Source organism: Pseudovibrio sp. WM33 (genome assembly GCF_001623165.1).
Taxonomy (GTDB): Bacteria; Pseudomonadota; Alphaproteobacteria; order Rhizobiales; family Stappiaceae; genus Pseudovibrio.
Window position 1 is genome coordinate 2788 of the sequence record NZ_LMCK01000105.1, and the last position, 26107, is coordinate 28894.

27 protein-coding genes are annotated in these 26107 nt (G+C 52.5%); 15 read left to right on the top strand and 12 right to left on the bottom strand.

Annotated elements, in window-relative coordinates; genetic code table 11:
• From PsWM33_RS27745 to PsWM33_RS19065, 5 genes are all read left to right on the top strand, one after another.
• Positions 1 to 188: hypothetical protein (locus PsWM33_RS27745; protein WP_206599015.1), on the top strand; the 188-nt coding region annotated here is incomplete at its 5' end.
• A 388-nt stretch (positions 189 to 576) separates the two neighbouring features.
• Positions 577 to 1134 (top strand): helix-turn-helix domain-containing protein, encoded by a 558-nt coding sequence (locus PsWM33_RS19050; protein ID WP_063301273.1) that lies wholly within the window; start codon positions 577 to 579, stop codon positions 1132 to 1134.
• A gap of 104 nt (positions 1135 to 1238) precedes the next feature.
• Positions 1239 to 3722, top strand: coding sequence for a GcvT family protein (locus PsWM33_RS19055; protein ID WP_063301274.1), 2484 nt, complete (start codon positions 1239 to 1241; stop codon positions 3720 to 3722).
• A gap of 306 nt (positions 3723 to 4028) precedes the next feature.
• Positions 4029 to 4823 carry a FadR/GntR family transcriptional regulator gene (locus tag PsWM33_RS19060; protein ID WP_063301275.1) on the top strand — a complete coding sequence of 265 codons (795 nt, stop codon included), beginning with the start codon at positions 4029 to 4031 and terminating at the stop codon, positions 4821 to 4823.
• Positions 4824 to 4865: 42 nt separating this feature from the next.
• The gene (locus PsWM33_RS19065) at positions 4866 to 6077 is read left to right on the top strand and encodes a mandelate racemase/muconate lactonizing enzyme family protein (RefSeq protein ID WP_063301276.1); all 1212 of its coding nucleotides are present in this window, start codon (positions 4866 to 4868) and stop codon (positions 6075 to 6077) included.
• Between the two features lie 93 nt (positions 6078 to 6170).
• On the opposite strand, the gene PsWM33_RS19070 is transcribed toward PsWM33_RS19065, so the two are convergent.
• The 3 genes from PsWM33_RS19070 to PsWM33_RS19080 form a co-directional block, all read right to left on the bottom strand.
• On the bottom strand, positions 6171 to 6401 hold the full coding sequence (locus tag PsWM33_RS19070; protein WP_063293390.1) for a tautomerase family protein: 231 nt from the start codon (positions 6399 to 6401) through the stop codon (positions 6171 to 6173).
• A gap of 50 nt (positions 6402 to 6451) precedes the next feature.
• Positions 6452 to 6991 (bottom strand): pyridoxamine 5'-phosphate oxidase family protein, encoded by a 540-nt coding sequence (locus PsWM33_RS19075; RefSeq protein WP_063301277.1) that lies wholly within the window; start codon positions 6989 to 6991, stop codon positions 6452 to 6454.
• Between the two features lie 207 nt (positions 6992 to 7198).
• Positions 7199 to 7663, bottom strand: a complete 465-nt coding sequence (locus tag PsWM33_RS19080) for a DUF1348 family protein (RefSeq protein WP_063287541.1) — start codon at positions 7661 to 7663, stop codon at positions 7199 to 7201.
• A 209-nt stretch (positions 7664 to 7872) separates the two neighbouring features.
• Here PsWM33_RS19080 and PsWM33_RS19085 point away from each other — a divergent pair, with 209 nt between their 5' ends.
• Together PsWM33_RS19085 and PsWM33_RS19090 are read left to right on the top strand one after the other, a co-directional pair.
• A complete protein-coding gene (locus PsWM33_RS19085) occupies positions 7873 to 8433 on the top strand; it encodes a TetR/AcrR family transcriptional regulator (RefSeq protein WP_057461396.1) in 561 nt (186 codons plus the stop codon).
• Between the two features lie 220 nt (positions 8434 to 8653).
• Positions 8654 to 9445, top strand: coding sequence for a cyclase family protein (locus PsWM33_RS19090; protein ID WP_063287543.1), 792 nt, complete (start codon positions 8654 to 8656; stop codon positions 9443 to 9445).
• A 319-nt stretch (positions 9446 to 9764) separates the two neighbouring features.
• Here PsWM33_RS19090 and PsWM33_RS19095 read toward each other — a convergent pair whose 3' ends face one another.
• Positions 9765 to 10703: a hypothetical protein gene (locus tag PsWM33_RS19095; protein WP_206599016.1), complete on the bottom strand. Its 939-nt coding sequence runs from the start codon at positions 10701 to 10703 to the stop codon at positions 9765 to 9767.
• A gap of 455 nt (positions 10704 to 11158) precedes the next feature.
• Between PsWM33_RS19095 and PsWM33_RS19100 the strand changes: the two genes are divergently transcribed.
• The 3 genes from PsWM33_RS19100 to PsWM33_RS19110 all read left to right on the top strand — a co-directional run bounded on the left by PsWM33_RS19100 (position 11159) and on the right by PsWM33_RS19110 (position 14032).
• Complete coding sequence (locus PsWM33_RS19100; protein WP_063301279.1) at positions 11159 to 11467, top strand: ArsR/SmtB family transcription factor; 309 nt, start codon at positions 11159 to 11161, stop codon at positions 11465 to 11467.
• A gap of 139 nt (positions 11468 to 11606) precedes the next feature.
• Positions 11607 to 12809: an MFS transporter gene (locus tag PsWM33_RS19105; protein WP_063301280.1), complete on the top strand. Its 1203-nt coding sequence runs from the start codon at positions 11607 to 11609 to the stop codon at positions 12807 to 12809.
• A 158-nt stretch (positions 12810 to 12967) separates the two neighbouring features.
• Positions 12968 to 14032, top strand: coding sequence for a YeiH family protein (locus PsWM33_RS19110; protein ID WP_063301281.1), 1065 nt, complete (start codon positions 12968 to 12970; stop codon positions 14030 to 14032).
• On the opposite strand, the gene PsWM33_RS19115 is transcribed toward PsWM33_RS19110, so the two are convergent.
• Positions 14016 to 14462 (bottom strand): hypothetical protein, encoded by a 447-nt coding sequence (locus PsWM33_RS19115; RefSeq protein ID WP_063301282.1) that lies wholly within the window; start codon positions 14460 to 14462, stop codon positions 14016 to 14018. The genes PsWM33_RS19110 and PsWM33_RS19115 overlap by 17 nt on opposite strands.
• 260 nt (positions 14463 to 14722) lie before the next feature.
• Here PsWM33_RS19115 and PsWM33_RS19125 point away from each other — a divergent pair, with 260 nt between their 5' ends.
• The 5 genes from PsWM33_RS19125 to PsWM33_RS19145 all read left to right on the top strand — a co-directional run bounded on the left by PsWM33_RS19125 (position 14723) and on the right by PsWM33_RS19145 (position 19374).
• Entirely contained in the window at positions 14723 to 15832 is a 1110-nt protein-coding gene (locus tag PsWM33_RS19125) for an S-(hydroxymethyl)glutathione dehydrogenase/class III alcohol dehydrogenase (protein WP_057461388.1), read from the top strand.
• A gap of 129 nt (positions 15833 to 15961) precedes the next feature.
• On the top strand, positions 15962 to 16798 hold the full coding sequence (gene fghA, locus PsWM33_RS19130) for an S-formylglutathione hydrolase (protein ID WP_063301283.1): 837 nt from the start codon (positions 15962 to 15964) through the stop codon (positions 16796 to 16798).
• A gap of 116 nt (positions 16799 to 16914) precedes the next feature.
• Positions 16915 to 17205 carry an SCP2 sterol-binding domain-containing protein gene (locus PsWM33_RS19135; RefSeq protein ID WP_063301284.1) on the top strand — a complete coding sequence of 97 codons (291 nt, stop codon included), beginning with the start codon at positions 16915 to 16917 and terminating at the stop codon, positions 17203 to 17205.
• 254 nt (positions 17206 to 17459) lie between these two features.
• Positions 17460 to 18314 (top strand): methyltransferase domain-containing protein, encoded by an 855-nt coding sequence (locus tag PsWM33_RS19140; protein ID WP_063301285.1) that lies wholly within the window; start codon positions 17460 to 17462, stop codon positions 18312 to 18314.
• Positions 18315 to 18732: 418 nt separating this feature from the next.
• Positions 18733 to 19374, top strand: coding sequence for a LysE family translocator (locus PsWM33_RS19145; RefSeq protein ID WP_063301286.1), 642 nt, complete (start codon positions 18733 to 18735; stop codon positions 19372 to 19374).
• 32 nt (positions 19375 to 19406) lie between these two features.
• On the opposite strand, the gene PsWM33_RS19150 is transcribed toward PsWM33_RS19145, so the two are convergent.
• From PsWM33_RS19150 to PsWM33_RS19180, 7 genes are all read right to left on the bottom strand, one after another.
• Positions 19407 to 20441: an agmatine deiminase family protein gene (locus PsWM33_RS19150; RefSeq protein WP_063301287.1), complete on the bottom strand. Its 1035-nt coding sequence runs from the start codon at positions 20439 to 20441 to the stop codon at positions 19407 to 19409.
• A 148-nt stretch (positions 20442 to 20589) separates the two neighbouring features.
• Entirely contained in the window at positions 20590 to 22299 is a 1710-nt protein-coding gene (locus PsWM33_RS19155; protein ID WP_063301288.1) for a methyl-accepting chemotaxis protein, read from the bottom strand.
• 282 nt (positions 22300 to 22581) lie between these two features.
• Entirely contained in the window at positions 22582 to 23088 is a 507-nt protein-coding gene (locus tag PsWM33_RS19160; protein ID WP_057461381.1) for an SRPBCC family protein, read from the bottom strand.
• A gap of 13 nt (positions 23089 to 23101) precedes the next feature.
• Complete coding sequence (locus PsWM33_RS19165) at positions 23102 to 23455, bottom strand: ArsR/SmtB family transcription factor (RefSeq protein ID WP_063301289.1); 354 nt, start codon at positions 23453 to 23455, stop codon at positions 23102 to 23104.
• Positions 23456 to 23580: 125 nt separating this feature from the next.
• Entirely contained in the window at positions 23581 to 24411 is an 831-nt protein-coding gene (gene proC, locus PsWM33_RS19170; RefSeq protein WP_063301290.1) for a pyrroline-5-carboxylate reductase, read from the bottom strand.
• A 3-nt stretch (positions 24412 to 24414) separates the two neighbouring features.
• Positions 24415 to 25176, bottom strand: coding sequence for an aspartate/glutamate racemase family protein (locus tag PsWM33_RS19175; protein ID WP_057461379.1), 762 nt, complete (start codon positions 25174 to 25176; stop codon positions 24415 to 24417).
• Positions 25177 to 25261: 85 nt separating this feature from the next.
• Positions 25262 to 25960, bottom strand: a complete 699-nt coding sequence (locus PsWM33_RS19180; protein ID WP_063301291.1) for a GntR family transcriptional regulator — start codon at positions 25958 to 25960, stop codon at positions 25262 to 25264.
• Between the last annotated feature and the right edge of the window lie 147 nt (positions 25961 to 26107).

Genomic DNA, 26107 nt, shown 5'->3' on the forward strand with positions numbered 1-26107 from the left:
TAATCGGTGAAGTTGGATCCGAAACAGCCATTGCAGTTCAGGCCGAAGGCCGCATCCGCCCTAATGACCGATTGCCGAGCCGAGATCGATCCAGTATTGAGCACGCAGTCCGAGGGGGGGCGAAGATGTCGTCCAGATCCTGTCCGTTGGCCGTCAGCTTCAGAATGCCGTCAATGAAACTGGTGTAATCATAGCCGTCGAAAATACCAAAGCGGGTATGATCGCTGATCCTAAGCAGATGCGATATGAATTATGGCTCACGATTAAATCCCCCTCAATCGCGATGGAAGCTACTTTATCGACGATGTTGCCACAACAATCATTTTTTTAGACACTTATAGCAAAAAGCTATAGGTGCTTCGGAACCGGCATCCTGAAAAGTAAAAGGGTAGTGATACATTCACCGCAACTAATACAGGTGGCGAGTAATATTTTCTAACTGTTTGATGCAGCTATGAAAATATGTCCTTGTAGCGTTTCTGGCCACCATGTTCTCTGACCTTTCGTGAAAAAATACTTGATAATTTCACGGCGATTGGTGAAAATATCGGGAAATATTTCACGGCATCGCGATACATGACCATTACAAGCACATTGGGAGAAGATCTGAAGGCGCTTCGTATTGCGCGCGATTTGACGCTGGAAGATCTGGCAAAACAACTCGGTCGCTCGGTCGGCTGGCTCTCTCAGGTGGAGCGGGATAAATCCACGCCGCGCCATACGGACCTGAAGCAGTTTGCCGAGGTGTTTGGTGTTCAGCTCTCCCTGTTATTCGGCAATGCAGACGCGCCGGAAAATGAGAGAGGTCGTGTAGTGCGGGATGGCAACCGCCGGGTGATTGGCGAGCGTGACAAAGGCCTGCTGGAAACACTGGTATCACCAGACCTGACCGACAGCTTTGAGATGATCCATTCCACCTTTCAGCCGGGCTCTCACCGCAGCGAGGCGATTACCCGCCCAACGCAGGAGGTGGCCTACATGGTCTCTGGCAAGCTGGATGTGTGGATTGGAGAGGAGGCCTTCACAGTGGAGGCTGGAGACAGTTTCCGCATCAAGGAGACATCCTATCGCTGGTCCAATCCGTACGCCGAGCCTGCCGTCGCCATCTGGGTGATTTCGCCGCCGGTTTACTAGGGGCGTTCCTCAAACATACGTTTTCAAGCAAGAACAATACCCGTCTCACAGAGAAAACGGGAGAGGACTACATGATAAACGAATAGATTTTGGAGGAGGTGCGCATGTCTATCCCAACCACCGCGCGGGTTGTTATTATCGGCGGGGGCGTTGTCGGCGTTTCCACGCTGTACCATCTGGCAAAACTGGGCTGGAGTGACTGCGTTCTTCTGGAAAAGAATGAGTTGACGGCAGGCTCCACGTGGCATGCAGCGGGCAACTGTCCCAACTTCGCCACCAGCTATGCGGTGATGAACATGCAGCGCTACGGCTTGGAGCTGTATCGCAGGCTGGCTGATGAGGTGGACTATCCCATCAACTATCATGTCACCGGCGCGGTCCGACTGGCCCACAGCCACAACCGGATGATGGAGTTTGAGCATGTGGCGGCCATGGCTGAGCATATGGGCCTGACCATGGATATGTGTACGCCTGAGCAGCTGCAAAAACACTTCCCCTTTATGGAAACGCACGATCTGGAGGGCGGTCTTTGGGATCCGCTGGACGGCGATATCGATCCGGCGCAGGTGACACAAGCCCTTGCCAAAGGCGCACGGGAGCTGGGAGCCCGCATTCTGCGGTTTACCCCTGTCACAGGCGTGCGCCGCGAAGGTGGGGAATGGATCGTTTGTACTGAGGCAGGCGAGATCCGCTGCGAGTCTGTGGTGAATGCAGCCGGCTATTATGCTGCTCGCGTGGGTGAATGGTTTGAGCCGTATGGCGGGCGCAGTGTGCCTTCCGTTACCATGAGCCATCAGTATTTCATGACAGAGGCTGTTCCTGAGGTGGAGGCATGGACCAAGGCGCAGGGCCGCAAGCTGCCCATGCTGCGTGATCCTGATACCTCCTATTACCTGCGGCAGGAAACAGGTGGGTTCAACCTGGGCCCCTATGAGCGGGCCTGCCGAACCGCATGGACCTCATCAGACGACCCTATGCCGGATGACTTCAGCTTCCAGCTCTATCCCGATGATCTGGAACGGTTGGAGTTTTACATCGAAGATGCCATGGCCCGCGTGCCTTTGCTCGGAACGCAAGGCGTGAAACGCAACATCAACGGCCCAATCCCCTATGCGCCTGATGGCTTGCCTATGATTGGCCCCATGCCCGGTGTGCCCAACGCGTTTGAGGCGCACTCCTTCACGTTCGGCATTGCGCAGGGCGGCGGGGCTGGCAAAGTGGCGGCAGAATGGATTGTACACGGCCAGACCGAGTGGGACATGTGGGCGGTCGATCCAAGACGGTACACCGATTACACCGATAAGCAGTATTGCATCGATAAGGCGAAGGAAGTCTACGGCCACGAGTACGCCATGCACTTTCCCCATCACGAATGGCCAGCTGGTCGGGACCGCAAGCTCTCCCCCAACCACACCAGACTGCTGGAACTGGGTGGACAGATGGGAGCTTACAATGGTTGGGAACGGGCCAATTGGTTTGCGCAAACGGGCGACGATACCTCTCACGAGGCCACGCAAACATGGACCCGCTCCGGCCCATGGGAACAGCGGGTGAGTGAGGAGTGTGAGGCCGTACGCGACCATGTCGGCGTGCTGGACCTCCCCGGCTTCTCGCGGTTCAAACTTTCCGGCACAGGCGCCGCTGACTGGCTGCGAGGGCAGGTCGCCGGAGGTCTCCCCAAAGTTGGCCGCATGACCCTTGGCTACTTCCCCGATGATCGTGGCCGAGTCCTGACGGAAATGTCGATCCTGCGTCATGGTGCAGACGAGTTCACGTTGATCACTGCTGCGTTGGCCCAGTGGCATGACTTTGAGCTGCTCAAAGCCTGCCTGCCAGAAGGATTGGTTCTGGAAGACCAGACAACGGACACAACAACACTGATCGTCACCGGCCCAAAGGCCCGTCAACTGCTTGCTCCCATGCTCAAAGCGGACCTGTCTCTCAGTTGGCTGAGCCTGCAACAAGCCACCATGCTTGGTAAGGCTGTGATGTTGGTGCGCGTCTCTTTTGCGGGAGAATTGGGCTGGGAAATCCACGCCAACATTCAGGATATGCCAGAGATTTATCAGGCGGTCCTTGCAGCTGGGGCCAAACCGTTTGGCATGTACGCGCTCAATGCCCTGCGGTTGGAGAAAGGCTATCGCAGCTGGAAAGGAGACCTCTCAACCGACTATACCTTGCTGGAGGCTGGTCTGGACCGGTTCGTGAAGCTTGATAAGCCGCAGAACTTCCCCGGCAAAGCCGCACTGCTGAAAGAACAGGCAGATGGTGTGAACCGCCGCTTCGTGACGATGATCGTGGAGGCGGGCGAGTATGACGCTCCTTACATGTCCACCATTTGGCATGGGGATCACATGGTGGGGGAAGTCACCTCTGGCGGGTGGGGCTACCGCGTCAATGCCTCCATCGCGCTTGGTGTCGTGCAGGCTGATCTGGCAAAACCGGGAACTGAGCTGACCATCAAAATTTACGGCAAGCCCTACAAGGCAATCGTACAGCCGGATGAACCACTTTGGGACCCGGAGAATGAGCGCCTCAAAGATCAAAGCACGCCTGAGAGTGTCGTTGTGGAAGGGCATATGGTGTAACCCCGTTCATCTGATATGATATGCGGCATCCATATCTCTCCTGCTCCACACGACTGAAGCAGAAAAATATGGGTGCCGTAATAGTTGGGTGTGCGATCTATACTTATAATTCTTCAAGATTATGCATTGATTAATCTCTATTTGTATTTGTGTGTACTTCGTATTGTGACATAATATAGCTTTGCGTGATGAGTTTACGCGCGATGTTTGCATGTTGACATCTAAGTAGTCAGTCATATTTAATTGTATGTCAGACATGGATAGGGTTGTCTTATCTTTCTGCTCTTTTGATGAGGCTGAAGCGTGATGGTATCGACATACACTCAGGATCTGCGAGATCAGATCACCGAGGAACTGGCTCGGCAGTTGTTTTCTGCTGAGCTCAAGCCCGGTGACTTTCTGCCCAAGGAACTTGAGCTCACGGACCAGTTTGGTGTGAGCCGCGCCACCATGCGCAGCGCTCTGGCAACCTTCACCAATCACGGCATCATTGAGCGAATTTCCGGCTTTGGCACACGCGTCAAAGACTATCAGGAATGGAACATCCTCTCCCCGCAAGTGGCCACGTGGATCGCGCAGTATGGTGGCAACACATTGATCTTTGCCCGGGAGATTTTCCGGTTCCGCACGTCTGTTGAACCGTTTATTGCTATGGAAGCCGCCCGCCGGGCCACGGCAAAGGATCTGATGAAGATAGAAGCGGCTTGGAACGGCATGTATGCGGCCATGCAGAAGGACGACCTGACCTATCGCGACAAGCACTTCCAGCAGTATGACATTCAGTTTCACGAGGCGATCTATCAGGCGACCCATAATCTGGTCTGGGTGCAGATTGGGCGCAGCACCATGCCTGCGGTGTATGTCCTGATCAAGAAAACCACGGAAGCTGCCAGCGAACTCAGTGACAGTCTGGAACGCCACCGCCACCTTCTGGAAGCCATTCGTCTGCGGGATGCGGAGGCGGCTCGTAAAGCATCTGTCCGCATTATTGACCGCGCGGCCTATGATCTTGATCTGGATGAACTGAACGAAGAGATCCGCGAGAACTCATTGGCCAACGTTGTGATGCAAAACGAGCGTGACCGCCTCGCCTCTGACTGAGCTGTCATCCCCTCTCCCCAACTCCTTTCTCCGAGACACAACATGAAAATCACCGGCATTGAAACCATCAATCTCAAAGAATTTCGCAATGTAACCTGGGTGCGCGTGCATACGGATGCGGGCAGCTTTGGTCTGGGCGAAACCTTTTATGGCTCAGATGCGGTTTGCGGGTTCATCCACGAAACACTGGGGCAGGAACTGATTGGCCGTGACCCAACCCAGATTGATGCCATCTCTCGCCTGTTGCTCAACCCCATTTGTGGGTTCAACTCCACGGGAGCTGAAATGCGGGCCGCCTCTGCCATTGATATCGCGCTGTGGGACCTTGCGGGCAAGACACTTGGCGTACCGGTGCACCAACTGCTGGGTGGCAAAAGCCGAGACAAGATCCGCGCTTACAACACCTGTGCAGGTTATGAGTATGTGAAGGACAAGCAGGTCAACACCACAGAAGACTGGAGCACGGACTCTGTCTCTGAAGGCCCCTATGAGGATCTGAAGGCTTTCCTCTCCGATGCAGGCACTCTGGCGAAAAGCCTGCTGGATATGGGCTTTCGCGGCATGAAGATCTGGCCGTTTGATCAGTTCGCTGTCAAAACCAACGGCACCTACATCTCGCCGGAAGATCTGGAGGCCGGTCTGCGCCCGTTCAAGAAAATTCGTGAGGCTGTTGGGGATGCCATGGACATCCATGTGGAGCTGCACAGCGTGTGGAACCTGCCTATGGCTGAAAAGATTGCTCGTGCGCTGAAGCCCTACAACGTGTTCTGGCTGGAAGACCCGATCAAGATGACCAACGTGGATGCACTGGCAGAATACGCCCGCCGTGCTGAGACTTGGGTCACGGCCAGCGAGAACCTTGCCACCCGCTGGTCTTTCCGCGAGCTGTTTGAAAAGCGGGCCACGGATGTCTGCATGCTGGATATCGGTTGGTGCGGCGGCCTGACAGAAGCCAAGAAGATCGCCACCATGGCAGAAACCTACGAGTTGCCCGTCGCGCCACACGACTGCACCGGGCCGGGGCTTTTGACCGCAGCCGTGCACCTTTCCATAAACCTACCCAATGCACTGGTTCAGGAGATGGTGCGGGCATTCTACTTCGGCTGGTACAGCGAGTTGATGGAAGGTTTGCCAGTATTCGAAAATGGCTACCTGCTCGCCCCCACCGCACCGGGTTTGGGCATCGCGCTCTCCCCAAAGGTCTTTGAACGCAGCGACGCAACCATCCGGATGACGGGCTCAAAGAACAGTTAGATTGCGTATGGCATGACTGTGGGCGCCCGCTGGATATGAACTCTATCCTGCGGGCCTTCACCCGTTGTGCTTGTTACACGCTGGTCTGTGAGCTTACTCGTTGACTTCCTGAAGCGGTTTCTCACCCACTGCAATCTCAGGAATGGTATCTGTCAGCAGTTTTCCAGCCACCGCAATATTATCATATGAATGTTCCTCAAGATGAATCACGAGGTGGTCTCTGGCTAAACCTGTTGTGGTGCAAAATGCTTCGGTTAAAGCTGCAACACAGGCAGCTTTCTTTTCGCGGCTAAGACGAGGGGAATAAACAACAATATGAGGCATGGCTTGTACTCCTTAAAATCAAGGCACTTTGAAGTATAAGGCAGCCAATTTTAAAGTGCTACAGAAGCACGCTTAGGAATATGTCTTGGGCAATCCCACTCAAGTGCTTTTGTTTTAATAGTAATAGCGCGCTCTGGATCAGCCTTATAGTTTGCAGGCATGAGATCCATGACAAACTCCCGGTCTTCCTCAAGGGAGGTAATCTGCGCCTCACCCCAGATTTTGAGCCTCTGCTGTGTTTCATAGTCCACCAGTATGAGAGACACGCGGGCGTTTTGAGAGATGTTTCCAGCACTGAGATATTGCCGGTTGCCGCGATAGTCGGCATACGCAAGATGCTGGTCATCCAGCACCCTCAGAAAACCTCTTGGCCCGCCTTTAAACTGCACATACGGCCAACCAGTCTGTGAGAGTGTTGAGAGGTAGAACCCGTCCATACGGCTGATGAATGCGGCGTGGTCTGGTTCAATTTGATGACCCGTCAACTCCTCCCCTTCCAGAAATGTAGCGTAGGCTTCTTTGGTGCCATAGCGGTCCTGAAAAGATTGAGCAGCAGGCGTAAAGGCAATCTTGGCAAAGGCTTTGGGCATAAAAACTTCCGAGATATCTGATGAATATCTCTGAATATAGGAGCTACAACAGAAAATGCGACGGTCCTTTGGGTAGAAGGAGCCGTCGCATTGCTCTGGGTGGAGCGGGAGGAACTGGGATAGGTCCGCAGTGTTCTGAAAAGGCCAAGTCGATGGGGCCGTGCTTGGCACTTGAAGCGGATGGACGCATTCCTCCGGTGGAGCTCGTTATAAGTTCATTTCGGACAGACCCGGGTGGTGATCCGGGCGGCGGCCAAAGGGCCAGGCAAACAGGCGTTCGTTTTCGTTGATCTCCGTATCGGTGATGCAGGTGATCCGCTTCTTCATCAAGCCTTTGGTGTCAAATTCCCAGTTCTCGTTGCCGCAGGAGCGGAACCACTTGTTGTGTATGGTGCGCCATTCGCTGACAATGCGAATTGAGAAACGGTTTTGGTTATAACTCCAAAGCTCTTTGATGTGGCGGTAGTGGAGCTGGGTTTTCCATTTGGCGGAAAGGAAACCCATAATCTGTGGTCGGCCTTCGATCGTCTGGTTCCGGTCATGCCACATGCAATCGCGAGACAGGTTTCGGATAACAATAGTCGGGCAGCGTGAGTTCCACGCATCCTCCGCAGCTCTTACCTTTGCGAGTGCCGCATCTTCTGTCAGGGGGCGCATAGATAAGTTGAGCATATTGTTACCTCTTATTGTTTACTGATCGGTACAGTGCTGATTGCTAAGGTGTACCGATCTGTTCATTTGGTCAATTCACCAAATCGCGAGGTGTGTGATGCCCGTCACGAGACTTAGAAAAGCCCTTTGATTTTGCGGCTAAAATGAATTCCCTTGTTCGGCCATATTTTTTTCGTTATATGTACTGATCAGTAAACCCAGAGGTTGGTATGCGCAAAAATAAACGAGATGAACTCGTACAACAGGCGATGGAAACCTTCTACAGAAACGGATTTCACGCAACGGGCATGGATATGCTGGTGGCAGAATCCGGCATCTCCAAAACCTCCATGTACAAGCATTTCAAAAGCAAGGATGAACTGATCCTTGCTGCGCTGAAGCTGCGTGAGGAGCAGTTTCACAACTGGTCTGCACAGCGGGTTGCTGAGCTGGCGAGTGAACCCAGAGATCAACTGCTTGCGCTGTTTGATGTGCTGGATGAGTGGTTCAAGGAAGACACCTTCAAGAGTTGCATGTTCATCAAAGCCAGCTCGGAATACCCGGAACCTGACCACCCCATTCACCAGCAAACCGTTGAGCAGCGAAATGCCATGTACGAGGGTGTGCTGACACTGGTTGAAGCGGCTGCTCTGAAAAATCCAGAAGCGTTGGCGCGGCAACTGCTTATGCTACAGGAAGGCGCGATTATTACCGCGCATTTTGGCAACAGCAAAGACCCGGCAGGCGAAGCCAAGATTGCGGCCAAGGCGTTGATTGACGCTGCTTCCTGACAGCCTCTACCTGCGAAAAATAATAGTGTCCTCCCAGGATGTAAAAGACGGTTTGAGTACTGTGCGGTCCCATGCACGTGGCTGCACATCTGCAAGACTTACTCTGCGGAAAATATTTGCGTATACATATGAATATGTTTAGCGTGGTCCCTGAGAAATCTTACGGGACGGTTGGTTTCTCATATTAAAAATGTCCACTTTCTGGGAGGGAGAAAGAGGGATGCTGACCAAAAGCATATTGGAAGACCTTGGCACAAAACTGATTACTGGAGATGTGGAGGTGATTGACCTGTCAGGTCGATTGGGGCCAGAAACTCCCATTTTACAACTGCCACCTGACTTTGCCAAAAACACGCCGAAAGTGGAGATTCATAAGATCTCCGAATATGATGCGGACGGACCGTTCTTTGCGTGGAACTGGATGAAGCTGGGTGAGCACTCCGGCACTCACTTTGATGCCCCGCATCACTGGATCACCGGAAAAGATTATGCAGATGGATATACCGACACCATCTCACCGCAGAATTTTGTGGCGCCTGTCAACGTGATTGATTGCTCCGCCGAGACTGCTGCAAACCCTGATTTCCTGCTGACGGCTGACCGTGTGAAGGAGTGGGAAGCTGAGCATGGATCGATCAATGCTGGCGAATGGGTTGTCATGCGCAGCGATTGGTATCACCGCAACACCGATGAAGCAAAGTTTCTCAATGTAGATGAGAATGGACCGCACTCACCGGGGCCAACCGTTGATTGCATTGAGTATATCCTCTCCAAAGGCATTCTCGGCTGGGGTAATGAGTGTATTGGCACAGATGCGGGATGCGCCGGAGGGATGGAACCACCCTACCCTGCGCACAACTTGCTGCACGCTGCCAACCGCTACGGCCTCGCCAGCCTCGCTAATCTGGACAAGCTACCTCCAAAAGGCGCCATCCTGATCGCCGCTCCACTCAAGATCGCCGATGGAACCGGCAGTCCCATCCGTGCACTCGCACTGGTTTCTGCGAGCTAGCGTAGATGCTCTGAAACGCGCTGATTGGCGGTGGCTTGTGAGCTGCCGCCGATCAAATGTGGTTTCTCAGGGGCTCTGAAGTTGATAGTCTCACCTTGTTTGCTGGCTTGCTTTACCTGTTTGGGGTTTATGGCACTATCAACACAATAGCCACGCTATTTGGATACAAAGGCGAAGCTGTTGCCTTAAGAAAATCTATATTTGCTCTTTGGCCGTCTGATGAAGAGGTATGCCGTATGAAGGCTGGAACTACCTCTAAGTTGTACGCTCTCTGCTCAACACTGATCAGACATTCGATTGCAAATGCGCTACTGATACATTACGCAGATACCTCTTCGGAGCAAGACAGCTCTTTGTAGGCTTCAATAATTGAAGGGCTATATCCGAAAATTCCGGCTCTTTTGGCAAATGCGATAATATCTACCGTCAAAGCACTGGATAGGACGTTTGAGAACTGTTCGTGAAGATAACAAGCAGCAAGTCCCCAAATAGCGTTAGGTGGTATCTGCAAAAAGAACAAGTTGAAGTAAAACTGACGTCCTTCTTCTTCAGTGTCGAATCCGAAAGACGCATAATTTGCCTCAATAATGAACTCAATTACGAGGGATGAATGCCAAGCATAGTTGGAGAAAGTGCTTTGGTGTGACGTGTAAAATCCCGTCCACTCGTAGCCAACTGTTTTGCTTTGTACCTGATGATTGTAATTTTCAAGGGTGACTTCAAAGGCAATCGCACCTTTGTTGTGAAATTTGCTCTTTGGATTACCTTCAGTAGCTACTTCAAGCACTTCTGTGTTTTTTCGCAAGAGCTCAAACAGATTGCTTTCGAATGCTTGTTTTCGATTAACCCTATTTTGCTCCTCTAATGCCTCTCGCTGCTCATCTAGCATAGTCTTGGTGCGAGTTGCCTCATGACGAGCGATATTCAGTTCATCCCGCGCTACGTTTAATGTCACTTGCTGCTGCAAAATTCCATAGACAAGACCAGTCAGAGCCAACCCTGAAAATAAAGCATTGACGGCTCCAAACTGGTCGCCAAAAGTCCCTCGTTCTCTTACTAGTTGCATCTCTGGAAGCCCAGGAACAGATAGTTCCAGATAAGGTAAATATAGGTTTCCTACCCATGCCAACAAAACCACCGACCCAGCGAAGAAGAGCCACCAGATTGATATCCCTTTGTGTTCAAAAACTCCGTCACGAGTTTTCGTATCGGTTACCATGTTACCTGTTACGCCTGCACCTACTTCTGAACTCATCATTCTAATTCCACAAACAATCTGAAGTTGAGTAACGTGACTCCGCTATGCGTCAAAAACCATTGGGGGCAGAAACTCTATGCGATAGTATTCCACACTGAGGCGGTACGTCCATTGCCATGATTGAACACGATGATGGGATGTCCCTTTCTTTAATTTCCAGCGATAGTGGATAGAAATGCTTTGCCTACGCGTTTGTAGATGAAAGCAGGGTAGCGAACAATGCGCTGACCACGTTGGAGAAATTTAGCTGAAGGTGTGACATGGGAAGGATTTTCCGAAAGTAATGAACTATGAGTAATACACCAATAACATCGCATTTTCCGGGTGGTTTCAATGGTGTTGTGAAAGCTTGAGATGAGGAGAGTGCATGTCCCTCTCCAATGCGGATCCTTGAATATAGTTGATAAGCTATATAGTAATGTTGCTATATAGCTTGCTGCCTATATGTTATTTACATGAGCTTGATTGAAATCCTTAAAACTCTCGCCAATGAGAACAGGTTGACCATTCTGGAGTGGCTTCAGGACCCTGAGGCGCATTTTCCGCCGCAGAAGCATGGCGACCTGATTGAGCATGGGGTTTGTTTGGGAGCAATTGCTCGAAAACTCGGCATTTCTCAACCCACAGCAACCAACCATATGAAGGTGCTGGTGAATGCCGGTCTGGTGACGCTCACGCGCAACAGCAACTGGGTGTATTTCCGCGTAAACAAGGAGACTGTTTCTCTCTTTCTGGATGATCTTCAAACCAAGATCGCCCCATAAAAATAACTCGCCGACGCAACCTGCAAGCTGATCCTCCTAGGCTGATGGCCTTCTCCCACCTCCCCTGATCTTCAGCAGATTGCTCTTGTGCCGCGAGCCCTACTATTCGTTCCTCATCCAATTATGACTGGAATACAGAGTGAAAAGCTCCGTTTTTGTGTTCTTTGGCTCCATGTTTGGTTCTCGTTTAGGAGACCAACTGCTGCTTTTCGTCGTTCCTCTTGTTGTCTTCCAAACCACTGGCAGTGTGTCGCTTTCCGGCCTTGCCTTTGCGGCTGAAACGCTGCCGCGCATTCTGTGCTTTCCCGTCTGCGGAATTCTGGCAGACCGTTTTTCTCCGGTCACGTTGATCCGCATTTCTCAGGCAGGCCGCTCACTGGTCTGTGCCCTTGGCCTTGTTGGCCAATATTTTATGCCTCATGTGGGCTGGATTGTTGCCATCGCGGCCCTCTCAGGCGTGCTCACGACACAAGGGTTCATGGCTCGCGAAGTGATGCTGCCGCAAATCTTCAAAGACGTGACCTTCACTAAAGTGCAGTCCTACGCGCAGAGTGTTGACCAGATTTGCATCGTGTTGGGGCCGGTTATTGCCGCGGCTCTGTTCAACGTGTTCGGCTGGGAAATTGTCGTGGTCATGTCAGGCGCGCTGTTTGTTTGTGCCGATGCGCTCATCTCCATCTGGCGCCGTCTCAGTGACGTGGAGCTGAAAGAGGCCAAGCCGCTGGATGGGCATTGGACCAAGCCATTCCGCATTGCGCTCAACCATCTGTTTTACCTGCCGGGGTTGAAGCGCATTGTGGCGCTCACTGCGCTGGTCAATCTGGTCTTCGGTGTCACACTGGCAACCTCTGCCAGTATGGTCACCGGCCTTTATGAGCAGTCCGAGGAATTCTACGCGCTGCTGCAATCCGTTGGGGCGATTGTCACCTTTGCGGTTTTGCTGGTTACAGGTGCGAGCCGCCTGAAGCTGACTCATATCGGCATTATTTCATACAGCGGGTTGGTTGTTGGCGGTGTGATCACCGGGTTCACGAGCAACTACTGGATTTACCTGTTGGGGTACTGTGTGATCCTTGGCTTTGACAGCATGTTTAACGTCTACATCCGCAGTGCTCGGCAGAAGATCATTCCGCCAGAAGATTATGGTAAGACGGTTGGTGTGATCATCCTGTTCAACAACTTCACTCTGCCACTCTCCGGCTTGTTCGTTGGTTTCGTCACATCGGTTGAATACACCGGATGGCTGGTGCTTGCCCTCACTGCGTTCATTGCGTGTGCGGGACTGGCACTCAGCCTTGTTGGCGACTCTGTGCAGCAAGCAAAGGTTAGCGAAACACAATAGGCTCCCGCCAAACAGTCAGGCCACACCCCTGAATTGCCATGGGGTGTGGCGGTTTCTTTGGCCGGCGTAACCACTTCACCATGCAGCATCCTTATGGTGTCTGAAGTGCTTCTTAACTGAAGCACTGGGGACCAAAGGCACTTGCAAGGGTGAGTTTCATGCCAGCCGACTCCAGCCTGCCAGATCAACCGGAAAGCTCTGGCCCGTTCTTCTCCAAGTGGATGAAAGAGGGGCGTGAGATCATTCCTGGCCTTATTATTGCAACAGTGATCGCCATTGCTGCGCGTTACATCTCCGAGCATCAGGGCGGGCCGGTGATGCTTTACGCCCTGCTCATTGGTATGGCCGTGCATTCTATTTATGAGGATGGAAACTGTCAGGCAGGCCTGAGTTTTGCGGCTAAAAAGGTGCTGCGACTGGGCGTGATCCTGCTTGGCCTGCGCGTCTCCTTTGCACAGATCCTTGCGCTCGGTTGGCAAACGCTGGCTCTTGTGATCCTCTCGGTGCTGGCCATGCTGTTTGTTGGCCTTGTGGTGGCTCGGTTACTCGGTCGCTCCGCCAGTTTTGGATTGCTGACAGGAGGCGCTGTTGGCATTTGCGGAGCATCTGCGGCGCTGGCAATTTCCTCCGTATTGCCAAACTCCAAGGAAAACGAACAAAACACGCTGTTCACGGTTATTGCCGTAACAGCCCTCTCAACCCTCGCGATGATCCTTTACCCCAGCATCGGACAGATGTTCGGCCTTACCGATGTGCAGCTCGGCATCTTCTTTGGCGCGACCATTCATGATGTGGCGCAGGTGGTGGGTGCTGGGTTCGCGGTGTCAGACAGCGCAGGTGAGATTGGCACTGTGGTCAAGCTGATGCGGGTGATGATGTTGCTGCCGGTGATTTTCATCATCTCTGTGTGGTCCGCCAAGTGGTTGCACACCAAAAGCAACGCCGCAACGACTGCTCTGCAGACCAAAGCCCCTGTCCCTTATTTCGCCTTCGGGTTTGCAGCACTGGTTGTGGTGAATTCACTGGGCTGGATACCTGAGACACCGCGCCTGATCCTCGTCGATGCTTCCACCTGGTGCCTCGTCATTGCGATCTCAGCACTTGGAGTCATGACCACCCTGAAAACCCTCGTCAGCCTCGGCCACCAGCACCTGTTTGTTATCGTCGCGGAAACACTACTGCTGCTTGGCGGTATCGTTCTGGCGATCAAGTATCTGCTTTAGAGCGTTTTGGAATGCGCTGCCAATAGACGAACACGTAGCCTGCGGTGCAGGCAAGGCCGATGAAGATGAGGAAACCTTCGAGCATTGTAACTGACGGCGTTGCGATGACGGGCATGAGCAAAATGGCTGTGCTGGTGCCAGCCAAATAGCTGATGAGGTTGGCGCCAACAGGGAGCCTGAGCCGTGTTCTTCTGAGAATGAGATGAAAGACAATGGCAGCCGGTAGAGCGGGCCCTGCAATGAAAGGGATGATCGTTGTGAGCGGGATCCTGTCTTGCAGGATATACAAGATCACAAAGCCGATAGGAGGAAAAATAGCAATCAGGTAGAAAGTGAGACAGGCCGTGATGCCTGCGAGTGCCAGCGCAAAAAGATAAACCGGATACCCTCGCAAAAACTCGAGAATCTTGCTCTTTGTCATGCCACTCATATTTTTCTCCTGAAGACAACAAAGCAATGATTGAATTGCGCAATGACGTCCACTCTGTGCACTCAAATATGTTGTTTGTTACTAACTTTAGTCTCTACGCAAAACTCCTGAATTCGCTGATGCAATTCGTGGTTCTGCGCGTTATAAGTTACTGGTGCAAGTTTAGGGGTGACACGCGGGAGGTGTGCGCCGCTTTAATCAATTTTGGGGAGGTCCCGCCACATCCGGCGGGTCTATAACAAGACGTATAGGTTCACAATATGGATACACGCGCCGCTGTTGCTTATAAAGCCGGAGCCCCTCTTTCCATCGAGACAGTTCAGCTGGACGGCCCGAAGCCTTTTGAGGTTCTGGTTGAAATCATGGCAACAGGTATCTGTCACACAGACGCCTTCACCCTGTCCGGTGATGACCCGGAAGGTCTGTTCCCGGCCATCTTAGGCCACGAAGGCGCAGGCATTGTGCGCGAAGTGGGCAAAGGCGTTACCTCGCTGAAGCCGGGCGATCATGTGATCCCGCTTTACACACCGGAATGCCGCGAGTGTGAGTACTGCCTTAACCCGAAGACCAACCTGTGTCAGTCCATCCGCTCCACACAGGGTGCAGGCGTAATGCCAGACGGGTCCAGCCGCTTCTCCATCAATGGTGAAAAGATTCACCACTACATGGGCACCAGTACCTTCTCCAACTTCACCGTTCTGCCTGAGATTTCTCTGGCGAAGATCCGCAAGGACGCGCCGTTTGATAAGGTTTGCTACATCGGTTGTGGTGTAACCACAGGTGTTGGCGCCGTGATCAACACAGCAAAGGCTGAGCCGGGTTGTAAGGCTATTGTGTTTGGTCTTGGCGGTATTGGTCTTAACGTTGTGCAGGGCCTTCGTCTGATCGGTGCTGACCAGATTGTTGGTGTTGACCTCAACCCAGGCAAAAAGGCGCTTGCGGAACAGTATGGTATGACTGACTTCGTCAACCCGAAGGAAGTTGAAGGCGATCTGGTTCCTTACCTTGTTGACCTGACAGGCGGCGGTGCGGATTACACCTTTGAGTGTATTGGCCACCCAACCACCATGCGTCAGGCGCTTGAGTGCAGCCACAAAGGCTGGGGCGAAAGCATCATCATCGGTGTTGCTGGCGCAGGTCAGGAAATCTCCACCCGTCCATTCCAGCTGGTGACAGGTCGTTCCTGGAGAGGCACTGCATTCGGCGGCGCGCGTGGTCGTACGGATGTGCCGAAGATCGTGGACTGGTACATGGATGGCAAGATCGACATTGACCACATGATCACCCACACCATGCCGCTGGATGAGATCAACACTGCGTTTGATCTGATGCATGAAGGCAAGTCCATCCGTTCGGTTGTGACGTTCTAAGCCATACTCTGGGTTTTCGTATTGATAAGGTCTAAGCGGACATCTGCTCTGCTTAGGCCTTCATTTTAATGCGTATTCTTGTCCGAAAACCGGAACCGCTTTTCGGAAGTACGCTGTGAGAGAGCTATTATGATTGAGCTGATCCAAAGCTGGCGCTGTTTTGATGGCGAGCAGCGTGTTTATCGCCATGACAGCAAGTCCACCGGCACCCCAATGGAGTTTGCGGTGTTTCTGCCGCGCCGTGCGTTGAATGGCGAAGAGTGTCCTACCCTGATGTTCCTCTCCGGTCTCACCTGTACCTGGGAAAACATGGTCTCCAAAGCTGGCAGCCAGCGTGCAGCAGCAGAGATGGGCATGATCATCGTTGCACCGGATACGTCTCCACGTGGTGACGATGTGGCGGATGATGATGGCTGGGACATGGGCAAAAGCGCTGGCTTTTACCTGAACGCCACGCAGGAGCCTTGGGCCAGGCACTACCGCATGGAAGAGTACATCACGCAGGAGCTGCCGGAGATCTTGGAGGAACACTTCCCGATTGATCTGAGCGCTCTGGGCCTGACGGGTCACTCCATGGGTGGTCATGGCGCGTTGACGCTAGCGTTGAAGAACCCGGGCCTGTTCAAGAGCGTGTCTGCATTCGCGCCAATTGTGAACCCAATCAACTGCCCGTGGGGTGAGAAAGCCTTCTCAGGTTACCTCGGTGAAGATCGCTCCACATGGGCAAATTATGATGCCTGTGAGCTGGTCAAGTCTCGCGGCTGGAAAGGCCGCATCCTGATCGATCAGGGCTCTGCCGATGGGTTCCTGGAAGAGCAACTGAAGCCTTGGGTCTTTGAAAAGGTTTGCCGTGACGAAGGCGTTGACCTGACTCTGCGCATGCATGGTGGCTACGATCACAGCTACTATTGCATTGCCTCCTTTATGCAAGACCATATCGCCTGGCACTATGACGAATTGGTTTAGCGGTTAACCTATACTAGACCATTGAGGCGCTTGTAGTTTGCAGGCAATAGGGTTAGGTAGCTGCAACAATTGGGAGGGTCCTGCCCTCCCTGAACAGAAAATAGCCAGAGGAACAGATGTCCGAATTCATCCAGAAGATCGTATCCGGAATCAACGGCAAGCTTGATGGCGTCGATATGTCAAAGTCGATCGCGCTCAACATCAAGGATGAGGGCTTCATCATCGTCGACGAGAACGGCGCGCGGGCAGAAGAAGCAGAGGCTGATTGCACAATCTCTTGCTCTGCGAAGACCTTCAAAGGCTTGGTGGATGGTTCCGTCAACCCTATGACAGCTGTGATGATGGGTAAGATCAAGATCGGCGGCGACAAGATGGTTGCCATGAGCCTTGGCAAAATCCTCGGCTAAGCAAATATAGCGTCAGTCCGCGTTGCCGTGGACTGACGCCTTTAATTCCCTCCTCCTCATGGCTCATAGAGCCTCTTCAAATTCCATTTTAAAATTGCGATATCGCCACGTTTCCTTGAGAGATCAAGCACATGAAACTTTCGTAGCCATTCGCGTACTGATTACAGTTTTCGAAAGATCAACAGGACTGTGCGGATAGGTAATTAAGTGTTTTATGGCTCACTGCGCTCTAATAAAACCAGAGAGCTGTAGTCATGAAAAATGGTATTGACGACGAAAATCAGTTTGATCCGGTTGCAGATATTCTTTCCAGTTTTTTTGAGCTTAACAACGCTTTAGACTTGGAAGCTGCAGGCAAATATGATGAAGCCGCAGAGGCCTTTGAGGACATTCTGCGCAATGATCCAGAAGATAGTATTGGCGCTGCACTTCATCTGGCAGCTATTGGCAAAGGCAATGTACCCAGCAGTATGCCTGAAGCACATGTGCAGATGCTATTCGGCCAAATGTCTGAGACCTTTGACAAAAGGCTACTGGAAGGCCTGAGATACGCCCTCCCTGAAAAAGTTAAGGAGAGAATGGCTGCGCTTGAGGTTGGACCTTTCAAGCGAATGCTGGACCTTGGTTGTGGAACAGGACTCTGCTGTGAGGTGCTCAAGGATCAGGTCACACACACAATCGGTTTAGACCTTTCTGCTGAGATGCTTGAGAAAGCAAGAGAGAAAGAGATTTATGATGTCTTGCATCAAGGTGAGATCACTCAGTTTCTGAAGCAAAGCCGTTTTGAACCCTGGGACCTTGTGATCTCTACAGATGTCATTCCATACAATGGAACTTTGGATGAGATGTTTTTAAATATTGCCCGGAACATGGCTCCCGGTGGTATTTTCCTCTTTTCAACGGAGACCCAGCCGGAAGAGGCATTTGGCGGCCAGCCTTATCTCATGGGAAAGTACTGTCGCTATGCCCACTCGCAGGATTACCTTGAGTACCTGCTGAAGCAGAACAATCTCGAACTCCTTGATCGGACTGAAATGGTCCTACGTTTGGAACAAGGACATCCAATCGCCGGTCAGCTGGTGATTGCAAAGAAAAAAGACCCGAAATAGCCTCACAACTCTATGGCAGTGAACAGTAGTGCGGTCGGGCGGAAACCAAAGAGCATTATTCAGGCAAGAGTAGATCAGGATACTCTGAACCTCCTTCCCGTTGTTCTATGAAGGCTTGAAAAAGGACTGACTCCAAGTCATGGTCGATGCAGGAGACATGGATGCTGCTCAGATTTCGACATTGCAAGAATTAGTGGGTGAAGCCCTGATTATTGAGGGTGAACATGAGTAGTGTCTTTCCATTTTGGAAGACGTTTTCACAGGCCATATTGTCAGGCTTCTGAAAAAGGAAGAAGGCCAGAAGGTTATTGATGACTACATCCATGAAGATTTTAAAATTGGAGAGGCGATTCAAACAGGTGTGATCAGTCACGACTACACCGCGAACAATCGCCAGAATGTTATTGAAAGAATTTAAATGAGTGCAGACCAACTCATCTTGTATTGCATAGCTATTTTCTCTGTGTCGATTATCCCCGGTCCCAGTATGGCGCTTGCGTTTGCTGAGGGCGCACGGGGGGGCGTGAACGGTGTTGTTCCGCCTGCGCTGGGGAATGTCACCGCCTCTTTAGGGCAAGCCCTGATTGCCTTTTTCGCCTTCCGCTCCGTGGTGTCGCTGGAACCCCGGGTTCTGCTCACAGTGCAGGCGGTTGGAGCGCTGTATATCGCCTATATCGGCTACATCTTTATCCGCCACGGCAGCAGCTTCCGGTTGGATACTGCAGGATCGGAGAAACAGCTTTCCAAAGCGACAGAAGGGTTTCAGACTGGATTTCTGATTGCCTTCTTCAACCCAAAAGCGATCCTGTTTTTTGTGGCGTTGTTTCCGCAGTTCGTTAACAGCGAAATTGTAGCAAGCGTTGGGGCGTTGAGCTCTGTTTTTCTGCCCATCGGTCTGATCGCTCTGATCTGCTTTTTAGCCTACGGTTTTCTGGGACAGATCTCGCTTCAGGTCTTTGATGAAAGCAAAGTGTTTAACTGGGTCGTGCCGGGCTTGGGTGGCTTTTTGTTGCTAACAGCGACACTGGGCCTTCTGGATGCAATCGGCCAGATTTTCTGAGTGCAGCAGAGCAGTGACCCGTGTTGGCTGACCTAATCTCTCAGAACTGCCTGTGCCGCCTTACCTTTCAGCTGAAGGGTGAGGCAACGGACTGAACCGCCCAGCTTACACACTTTGCTGGCTGGTACCGGAATAACCGTCTTGCTGGTGTTGGCTTGGATGGTCTCTAAGACATCATTGCTGTTCTGGTCGCCAAAATGCGGCATGTAGATGAATTTGCTGGTCATCGTCGCGTTGACGTTGACCCCGCAGGCGCTGGACAGATCAGCTTCATCCCACATAGCGTCGACTTCAACAATCTTGATGCCAGGAAAAGATGCCTCCAGTTCCTCGGTGATCTCGGTCCTCATGGGATCATCGTAGCGGTTGAGGATGATGGTGTTGTCTTCCGCAAACATCGCCATGCCATCGCTGTGGGCCATCACCTCTTCATCTGGAGGCAAGATCGCGACTTCTTTCGCGTTCAGCAGCTCCTTCAAAACTGCCTTGCCGTCTTCATAGGACAGGTCATTGTCTTCCAGAAAGCGCGTTGTGGTGATCACCCGGCCTGCGTGGTTATCAACGATATTACCGCCATCCAACAGGTAGTCGGTTTGAGCAAATGTCAGCCCTTTCGCATTGGCAAAGGCATTGAAGCCGCCCTGCATTTCATCTGCGACCGACTGATCACCTTCAAAGGTGACAGGAGTATAGCGGAACTGAACTGGTTTGCCTGGGTTGATGACGGTGTAATCCCGCGCCCAAATGTGCGGGAGATAGTCATTGATAAGGACCTCGTCCGGCACCTTGCCTTTAAAGTAAGACCGCGTCTGTGCATCTACAACGATCCGCACCTCGTCGTTGCCATAAATAGCATTTGCGTAGGTGATGTCGAAATCCACGATATCCTGAAACAGCGCTGCATACTCGGGGTCATCGTAGGTATCAGCAATGGATGGTGCAGCAATGAGGATCAGGTCCTGATCAGACGCTAAGGCCGCTGTGAAATGACCGCTCGTCAGTAATAAGCTCACGCTCGCAAGCAACGTACAGGCCATTAGCTGGAGATTCGATTTGAGGTTTTTCATGTGTTCTCCAGCTGGTTTATCAGTGCCTCACTTGTAAAAACAGGCGAGTGAACGGGCGATGATCATTTCGTTTGAATGTAAAAGGCCCTGCATCACCAATGGAATGCAGGGCCTCTTCAAGTCATTACGCTCCTAAGAGGCATAGTGCTTAGGCGGCGCGAATATCATCCATAAAGGAGTTGATGGTTTTGCGCAGGAGCGCTGCGTTGGATGCAACTGCCTGCGATGCGTCAAGCACCTGAGAGGCGGCTTCCTGCGTTTCCGTCACTTTCACAGACACTTCGCTCACGTTGTGTGCTGCGCTGCGGGTGCCCTGCGCTGCCATCTGAACGTTCTCGCTGATCTCCATGGTCGCGGATCCCTGCTGTTCAACAGCATTGGCGATGGAAGTGGCGTGTTTGTTCACTTCGCTCATGGTGTCGCTGATGCCAACAATGGCTTCCACGGTTTCCTTGGAGGAGTTCTGGATGCCTGAGATCTGCGCAGAGATTTCCTCGGTTGCCTTGGAGGTCTGGGTTGCCAGCTCCTTCACCTCGGAGGCCACAACTGCAAAGCCTTTGCCCATTTCACCAGCACGTGCTGCTTCAATGGTTGCGTTGAGCGCCAGCAGGTTGGTCTGCTCTGCAATATCGCGGATGAGGTTGACGACTTCGCCGATCTTTTGCGCAGCACTGTCAAGCGCCTGAACCTTCTGGCTGCTTTCTTCTGCTCCACTGGTTGCGGCGCCCACCACACGGTTGGTCTCACCCAGCTGGCGGCTGATCTCTTCAATGGAGGCGCTCAGCTCTTCAGCTGCGGTCGCAACCGTCTGCACATTGGCTGAGGCTTCTTCGGAGGCATCACGAGCGGTGTTGGAACGCAAAGCAGAATCCTCTGCAATGCCGGTCAGGCGGGTGGCGGTGTGTTCCATTTCCGCAGAACGCTGATCCACACTCTGCAGTGCTTGCGTGACTTCGGCACCAAACTGGCTCAACAGGTTCTCGATGCGGCTCTGACGTTCTTCGCGAGCACCGGATTCCTCATCGCTTTGCTCTTGCAGGCGAATACGCTCTACGTTGTTCTGGCGCAGAACTTCGATCGCTTGCGCCATCTCACCAATCTCATCAGAGCGAGTGGAATACGCAATCTTGATGTCCATCTTGTTCTCGGACAAATCACGCAGGGCCTTCGTCATCACAGGAATCGGCTTCAGCATGAATTTGAAGCCGAAGTAGGCCATCAGAACAAGAACAAGCCCCAGTCCAAGTGCGGCGTAGAGCAGGTTCCAGGTGACGTTATCAACCTGCGCTTCAATGTGGGATTTTTCAACGCCTACATAAAGAATACCAATCACGCGATTGTTGCTGTCAAAGATTGGCTGGTACAGGGTGTAATAGGCCATGCCGAGGATGTCGGCTTCACCGCGGAAGGTCTTGCCAGACTTGATAATTGGATAAACACTGCCAGTTTTGCCGAGTGGTGTATCGACGGCGCGTTCACCCTTCTTGTTTTTGATGTTGGTGGTTTTGCGCCAGTAATCCTGGGTTGCGTCATCCCACACAAAAACAGTTGCGGTCTCGCCAGTCAGATGCCCAATCTGGTCAACAAGATCGTTCCCTGAAAAGCTCAGAGGATCATTTGTGATGATTTTGGCAACATTAGAATTGTGATCCAGCTTCACGGTTGCTGATGGGAGTTCCTGCTGGAACTGTGCAGCCGCGATGCGAAGATTGATATTGTGACGTTTGTCCACCTCATCGCTCAGCGTACCCCAGAGTAACAGGTCTGCGGCCAGCACAAGAACACCGATTGTTACGACAATGGCAAATGAAACGGTTGAAGCTATTTTGGTGGTCAGGTTAATTCCGGAAAAGTGCATAAGTGCCCCGTTGCTATTCTTATTTTCCGCTGCGGGTATTTTCTGAGAATACCACTGTTAGTTTTAGGGGTATGGTGCACTTACTAATAACAAATTAAATTTTGAACTATTCCGCTCGGTAATATGCAAAAATATAATGAGAGCAAATACTTATATTATTTCCGATAGGGCACATTTCTGCGCATAAGCTGTTGCCTGAGGGGCAGAATGCGACAATCCGCGCAAGAAAAAACCCCGCCTCCAAGGGAGAGGTCGGGGCTGAGGAGAGGTCTCCACCACAACTTACGCCGTCAAACTTGCCTGAAGCTCGGCGAGCAGTTCTTCCAGTAGGCCCATACCGGCATTCCAGCCTTGGTTCATGCCGCCGATGGCTGCCTCGAAGCAGGCTATCTCGGCCTCTGTGGCGTCATGGGGAACCCATGTGAGGCGCATTTTGGTCTGGTCGCCGTCTTGCTCGAAGGTGACGGTGGTCAGCAAAACACGAGGCCAGTCCTGCATCATCGGGCTGGCAATCACATTCCAGTCAGCGTCAGACGTTGCGTGCAGCCATACCAGTTTTGAAGGTTTTGAGACCTCTGTATATTCAACGCGTTGGAAGTTGGAATTGTCTCCCCACTTCATCTCATGCAGCCAAAGGCCGCCTTGTTTGACATCCAGCTGGTGGACGATGCTTTCCACGTTGGGACCGTACCAGCGCGAAATAAGATCCGGCTCGGTCCATGTACGCCAAACCAGCTCGCGCGGGGCGTTAAAGGTGCGTTCCAGTACATAGGTTGGTAGTTCACTCATTCCAATTCCCTCCTCAACTCTCGGATTTCTTCAATTCCTTCAGAAGATCATCCAGCTGATCGAAGCTGGATGACCAGAACTTGCTAAACTCTTCCAGCCATTTTACCGCCTCACGCATGGGCTCAGCTTTGAGCCGTGCCGGGCGGCGTTGCTTGTCTATGGCGCGTTCAACCAACCCTGCCCGTTCCAGAACCTTCAGATGCTTTGAGACGGCAGGCTGGCTCATGCAAAATGGCTCAGCCAGCTCGTTGACCGATGCGTCTCCATTGGCGAGCCGGGTCAGGATTGCACGGCGCGTAGGATCGGCCAGTGCTGCAAACACGGCATCAAGGTTTTCTGGTTGGGGTGTCTGGTTCACCTGTTGCATAACCGTATGGTTATATAATAATTGAAATTGGTCAAGCCCAAAGTCTTGAGAGTGTGTCAGAGCAAAAGAAAACCCCGCCGTCCTGATGGAAAGCGGGGTTTCATATCTCGTGATAACGCAGGAGACTAGGCCAGCTCTTCACTGCGCTTTTTGGCAGCTGCAACAGCGCGGGAAAGGAGTGGCGGCATACCGTCCTCTTCGTTCATAAGCACATCGAGCGCCGCGGCTGTGGTGCCATTTGGAGATGTCACATTGATGCGCAGCTGGGTAGGGTCGTCGCTGGCATCTTCTGCCAGCTGTCCTGCTCCGCCAACGGTGGCTTTAGCCAGCTGCATCGCCAGTTCTTCCGGCAGCCCTTGCTCTGCGCCTGCTTTGGCGAGGCACTCGATCAGGTGGAACACATAGGCAGGTCCAGAGCCGGAGACTGCCGTCACAGCATCCATCTGACTTTCGTTTTCCAGCACAACGGTCTGCCCGACAGCGGCGAGCAGTTCCTGTGCCATAGCCAGATTGCTTTCCGAGCAATGGCTGTTTGGAATGAGTGCGGTAATGCCGCGTCCAATAGCTGCCGGTGTGTTTGGCATGGCGCGGATGATCGGACTGCCCTCACCTACCAGAGAAAGAAGTGTGGTCAGGTTTGTGCCTGCTGCAACGGAAATGAAAACGGTGCTGCCACCGCCTAGCGCGACGACCTGAGGGGTTGCATCCCCCATCATCTGTGGCTTCACAGCCAGAATGCACACTGCGGGAGCTTCCGGCAGTTGCCTGTTCAGGCTTAGGCCGTGATCTTCCAGCGACCGCAACCAGTCAGATGGATAAGGATCAATCACAGTTGTGCTGGAAGGCAAAACGCCTGCTTCCAGCCAGCCCTTCAGCATGGCTGAGCCCATCTTTCCGCAGCCAAGCAAAACGAGGCCGTTTGTGTTTATCTGTTCAATCTGACTAGGCTTCGACATCGATTAATTTCCGTAAGTCGCTAAATTCAAACGCGGGTCATCCAGTTCCAGCGGGAACTTACGCGGAACCAGACCGGATTGGAACCAGTTCACGAAGGTGTAGATGGAATAGACGGGCAATCCGGTGAGTTTGCGGATGTCGTTGGCATAGGGCACCATATTGGTGCACTCCAGCACGATCGCACCAATGCCTTCGTTTTTGGTCACCAATTCTGCGGCAGCGTCCAACAGATCCAGACGGGCATCTTCAAAGTTGATGGCGTCATAGTCATCCAGCACTTCGCGGGTGAAGTTGCGCAGACCATCTGTGCCCACAATCACCGTATCTTCGGGTGCGCCTGCTGCTTTCAGGTGCTCCTTGGTCAATGTTTCTTTGGAAATGGTGATGACGCCGACGCGCTTGTTCTTCGGCAGAAGCTGCTGCACGCTTGGGATCTGCATCAAGGAAGATGTTGCGACGGGTACGCCAAGCGCTTCCTTCACCTCGTCCTGAATGAGAGCCAGAAAACCGCAGTTGGTGGTGATGCCATCGCAGCCTGTCCGCACCAGATCGCGGCCAGCTTCAACAAACAGGTCCACCAGCTCACGTGGATCATTGCGCACCACCTTGTTTGGGGTCGCACCGCGGACCACGCGATAATGCACTGGAAACGGCCATGTCTGGGCATTGCCGATGTCGCCGTAAATACGCGGGAACTTGGTTTCCAGCATGAGAATGCCGACTGAGGCACCAAATACGGTCTTGCCTCCATACTCAACGGACATAATTCAAAACCTCTTCTATAAAATTGGGGGGCAAAGCAGGTTAAGTGTTGGGGACCTGCGACCTGCTTTGCTTTTGGTACTCGCGTTAATCTGCTGGAACGTAGAGCTGCGAATAGGCGATGCGCACCGCCTCTGTTGCTTCATCGCGGCGTCGTTCAATATGGTGACGCATAGTGGAAACGGCTTTGTCTTCATCCCGGTTGATCAGGGCGGTCAACACCACACGGTGGGCCGAAAGCTGGGCTTCCTCCTGCGTAGAAACAGGTGTCTTGCCGCGTAGGTATTTCAAGTCGACAAGACGGATGTAACGCACGCGGTCATTCAGGTTTTCCAGAATGCGGACCAGCTCGTTGCTTTGAGACAGGGCGGCGATGCGCATGTGATAGGCCTCATCCATGCTCAAAAGCTCCATCGGGTCGTCGCTGCTGTCGTAGTCCGGTTCAGTGGACTTCAAAAACTCCATCAGATCCTGAAGTTCTTCATCACTGGCCCGGCGGCAAACAAGGCGGACAATCTCCGTCTCAATGGCGACACGCGCTTCATAAAGGTCAAGAATAAGTTTCGGGCTCAAAGGGCGGCAAAAGAAGCCGCGGCCACTCTGGAATGTGAGGAAGCCTTCTGCCACGAGACGATTCAATGCCTCGCGCAAGGGTGTGCGGCTTGCGCCCAACTCTGTGGATAATGCGCTCTCGTTGATACGGGCATCCGGCTTAAATTCAAAATCGGCCGCCATTTTCCGTAGTTTTTCGTAGATGCGGTCCACGTTGCTATCAGCTTTTGTCATTCCAAAATCGCTCTCAATCCTGCCGTTGCAGGCCCCAAAAATCGGCTCAGCACTTACCATGTCATAGGTGAACTGTACATTCCATTTGACCTGCGCTCAATATTGAATATTGTGCTGTATACAATTTTGAGTGCAATCGATTCTGCA

What these genes read in the sequence shown, in the direction of transcription:
- PsWM33_RS19050 (WP_063301273.1), top strand. Translation starts at nt 577, where the DNA reads ATGACCATTACAAGCACATTGGGAGAAGATCTGAAGGCGCTTCGTATT.
- PsWM33_RS19055 (WP_063301274.1), top strand. Translation starts at nt 1,239, where the DNA reads ATGTCTATCCCAACCACCGCGCGGGTTGTTATTATCGGCGGGGGCGTT.
- PsWM33_RS19060 (WP_063301275.1), top strand. Translation starts at nt 4,029, where the DNA reads ATGGTATCGACATACACTCAGGATCTGCGAGATCAGATCACCGAGGAA.
- PsWM33_RS19065 (WP_063301276.1), top strand. Translation starts at nt 4,866, where the DNA reads ATGAAAATCACCGGCATTGAAACCATCAATCTCAAAGAATTTCGCAAT.
- PsWM33_RS19070 (WP_063293390.1), bottom strand. Translation starts at nt 6,401, where the DNA reads ATGCCTCATATTGTTGTTTATTCCCCTCGTCTTAGCCGCGAAAAGAAA.
- PsWM33_RS19075 (WP_063301277.1), bottom strand. Translation starts at nt 6,991, where the DNA reads ATGCCCAAAGCCTTTGCCAAGATTGCCTTTACGCCTGCTGCTCAATCT.
- PsWM33_RS19080 (WP_063287541.1), bottom strand. Translation starts at nt 7,663, where the DNA reads ATGCTCAACTTATCTATGCGCCCCCTGACAGAAGATGCGGCACTCGCA.
- PsWM33_RS19085 (WP_057461396.1), top strand. Translation starts at nt 7,873, where the DNA reads ATGCGCAAAAATAAACGAGATGAACTCGTACAACAGGCGATGGAAACC.
- PsWM33_RS19090 (WP_063287543.1), top strand. Translation starts at nt 8,654, where the DNA reads ATGCTGACCAAAAGCATATTGGAAGACCTTGGCACAAAACTGATTACT.
- PsWM33_RS19095 (WP_206599016.1), bottom strand. Translation starts at nt 10,703, where the DNA reads ATGATGAGTTCAGAAGTAGGTGCAGGCGTAACAGGTAACATGGTAACC.
- PsWM33_RS19100 (WP_063301279.1), top strand. Translation starts at nt 11,159, where the DNA reads ATGAGCTTGATTGAAATCCTTAAAACTCTCGCCAATGAGAACAGGTTG.
- PsWM33_RS19110 (WP_063301281.1), top strand. Translation starts at nt 12,968, where the DNA reads ATGCCAGCCGACTCCAGCCTGCCAGATCAACCGGAAAGCTCTGGCCCG.
- PsWM33_RS19115 (WP_063301282.1), bottom strand. Translation starts at nt 14,462, where the DNA reads ATGAGTGGCATGACAAAGAGCAAGATTCTCGAGTTTTTGCGAGGGTAT.
- PsWM33_RS19125 (WP_057461388.1), top strand. Translation starts at nt 14,723, where the DNA reads ATGGATACACGCGCCGCTGTTGCTTATAAAGCCGGAGCCCCTCTTTCC.
- fghA (WP_063301283.1), top strand. Translation starts at nt 15,962, where the DNA reads ATGATTGAGCTGATCCAAAGCTGGCGCTGTTTTGATGGCGAGCAGCGT.
- PsWM33_RS19135 (WP_063301284.1), top strand. Translation starts at nt 16,915, where the DNA reads ATGTCCGAATTCATCCAGAAGATCGTATCCGGAATCAACGGCAAGCTT.
- PsWM33_RS19140 (WP_063301285.1), top strand. Translation starts at nt 17,460, where the DNA reads ATGAAAAATGGTATTGACGACGAAAATCAGTTTGATCCGGTTGCAGAT.
- PsWM33_RS19145 (WP_063301286.1), top strand. Translation starts at nt 18,733, where the DNA reads ATGAGTGCAGACCAACTCATCTTGTATTGCATAGCTATTTTCTCTGTG.
- PsWM33_RS19150 (WP_063301287.1), bottom strand. Translation starts at nt 20,441, where the DNA reads ATGAAAAACCTCAAATCGAATCTCCAGCTAATGGCCTGTACGTTGCTT.
- PsWM33_RS19155 (WP_063301288.1), bottom strand. Translation starts at nt 22,299, where the DNA reads ATGCACTTTTCCGGAATTAACCTGACCACCAAAATAGCTTCAACCGTT.
- PsWM33_RS19160 (WP_057461381.1), bottom strand. Translation starts at nt 23,088, where the DNA reads ATGAGTGAACTACCAACCTATGTACTGGAACGCACCTTTAACGCCCCG.
- PsWM33_RS19165 (WP_063301289.1), bottom strand. Translation starts at nt 23,455, where the DNA reads ATGCAACAGGTGAACCAGACACCCCAACCAGAAAACCTTGATGCCGTG.
- proC (WP_063301290.1), bottom strand. Translation starts at nt 24,411, where the DNA reads ATGTCGAAGCCTAGTCAGATTGAACAGATAAACACAAACGGCCTCGTT.
- PsWM33_RS19175 (WP_057461379.1), bottom strand. Translation starts at nt 25,176, where the DNA reads ATGTCCGTTGAGTATGGAGGCAAGACCGTATTTGGTGCCTCAGTCGGC.
- PsWM33_RS19180 (WP_063301291.1), bottom strand. Translation starts at nt 25,960, where the DNA reads ATGACAAAAGCTGATAGCAACGTGGACCGCATCTACGAAAAACTACGG.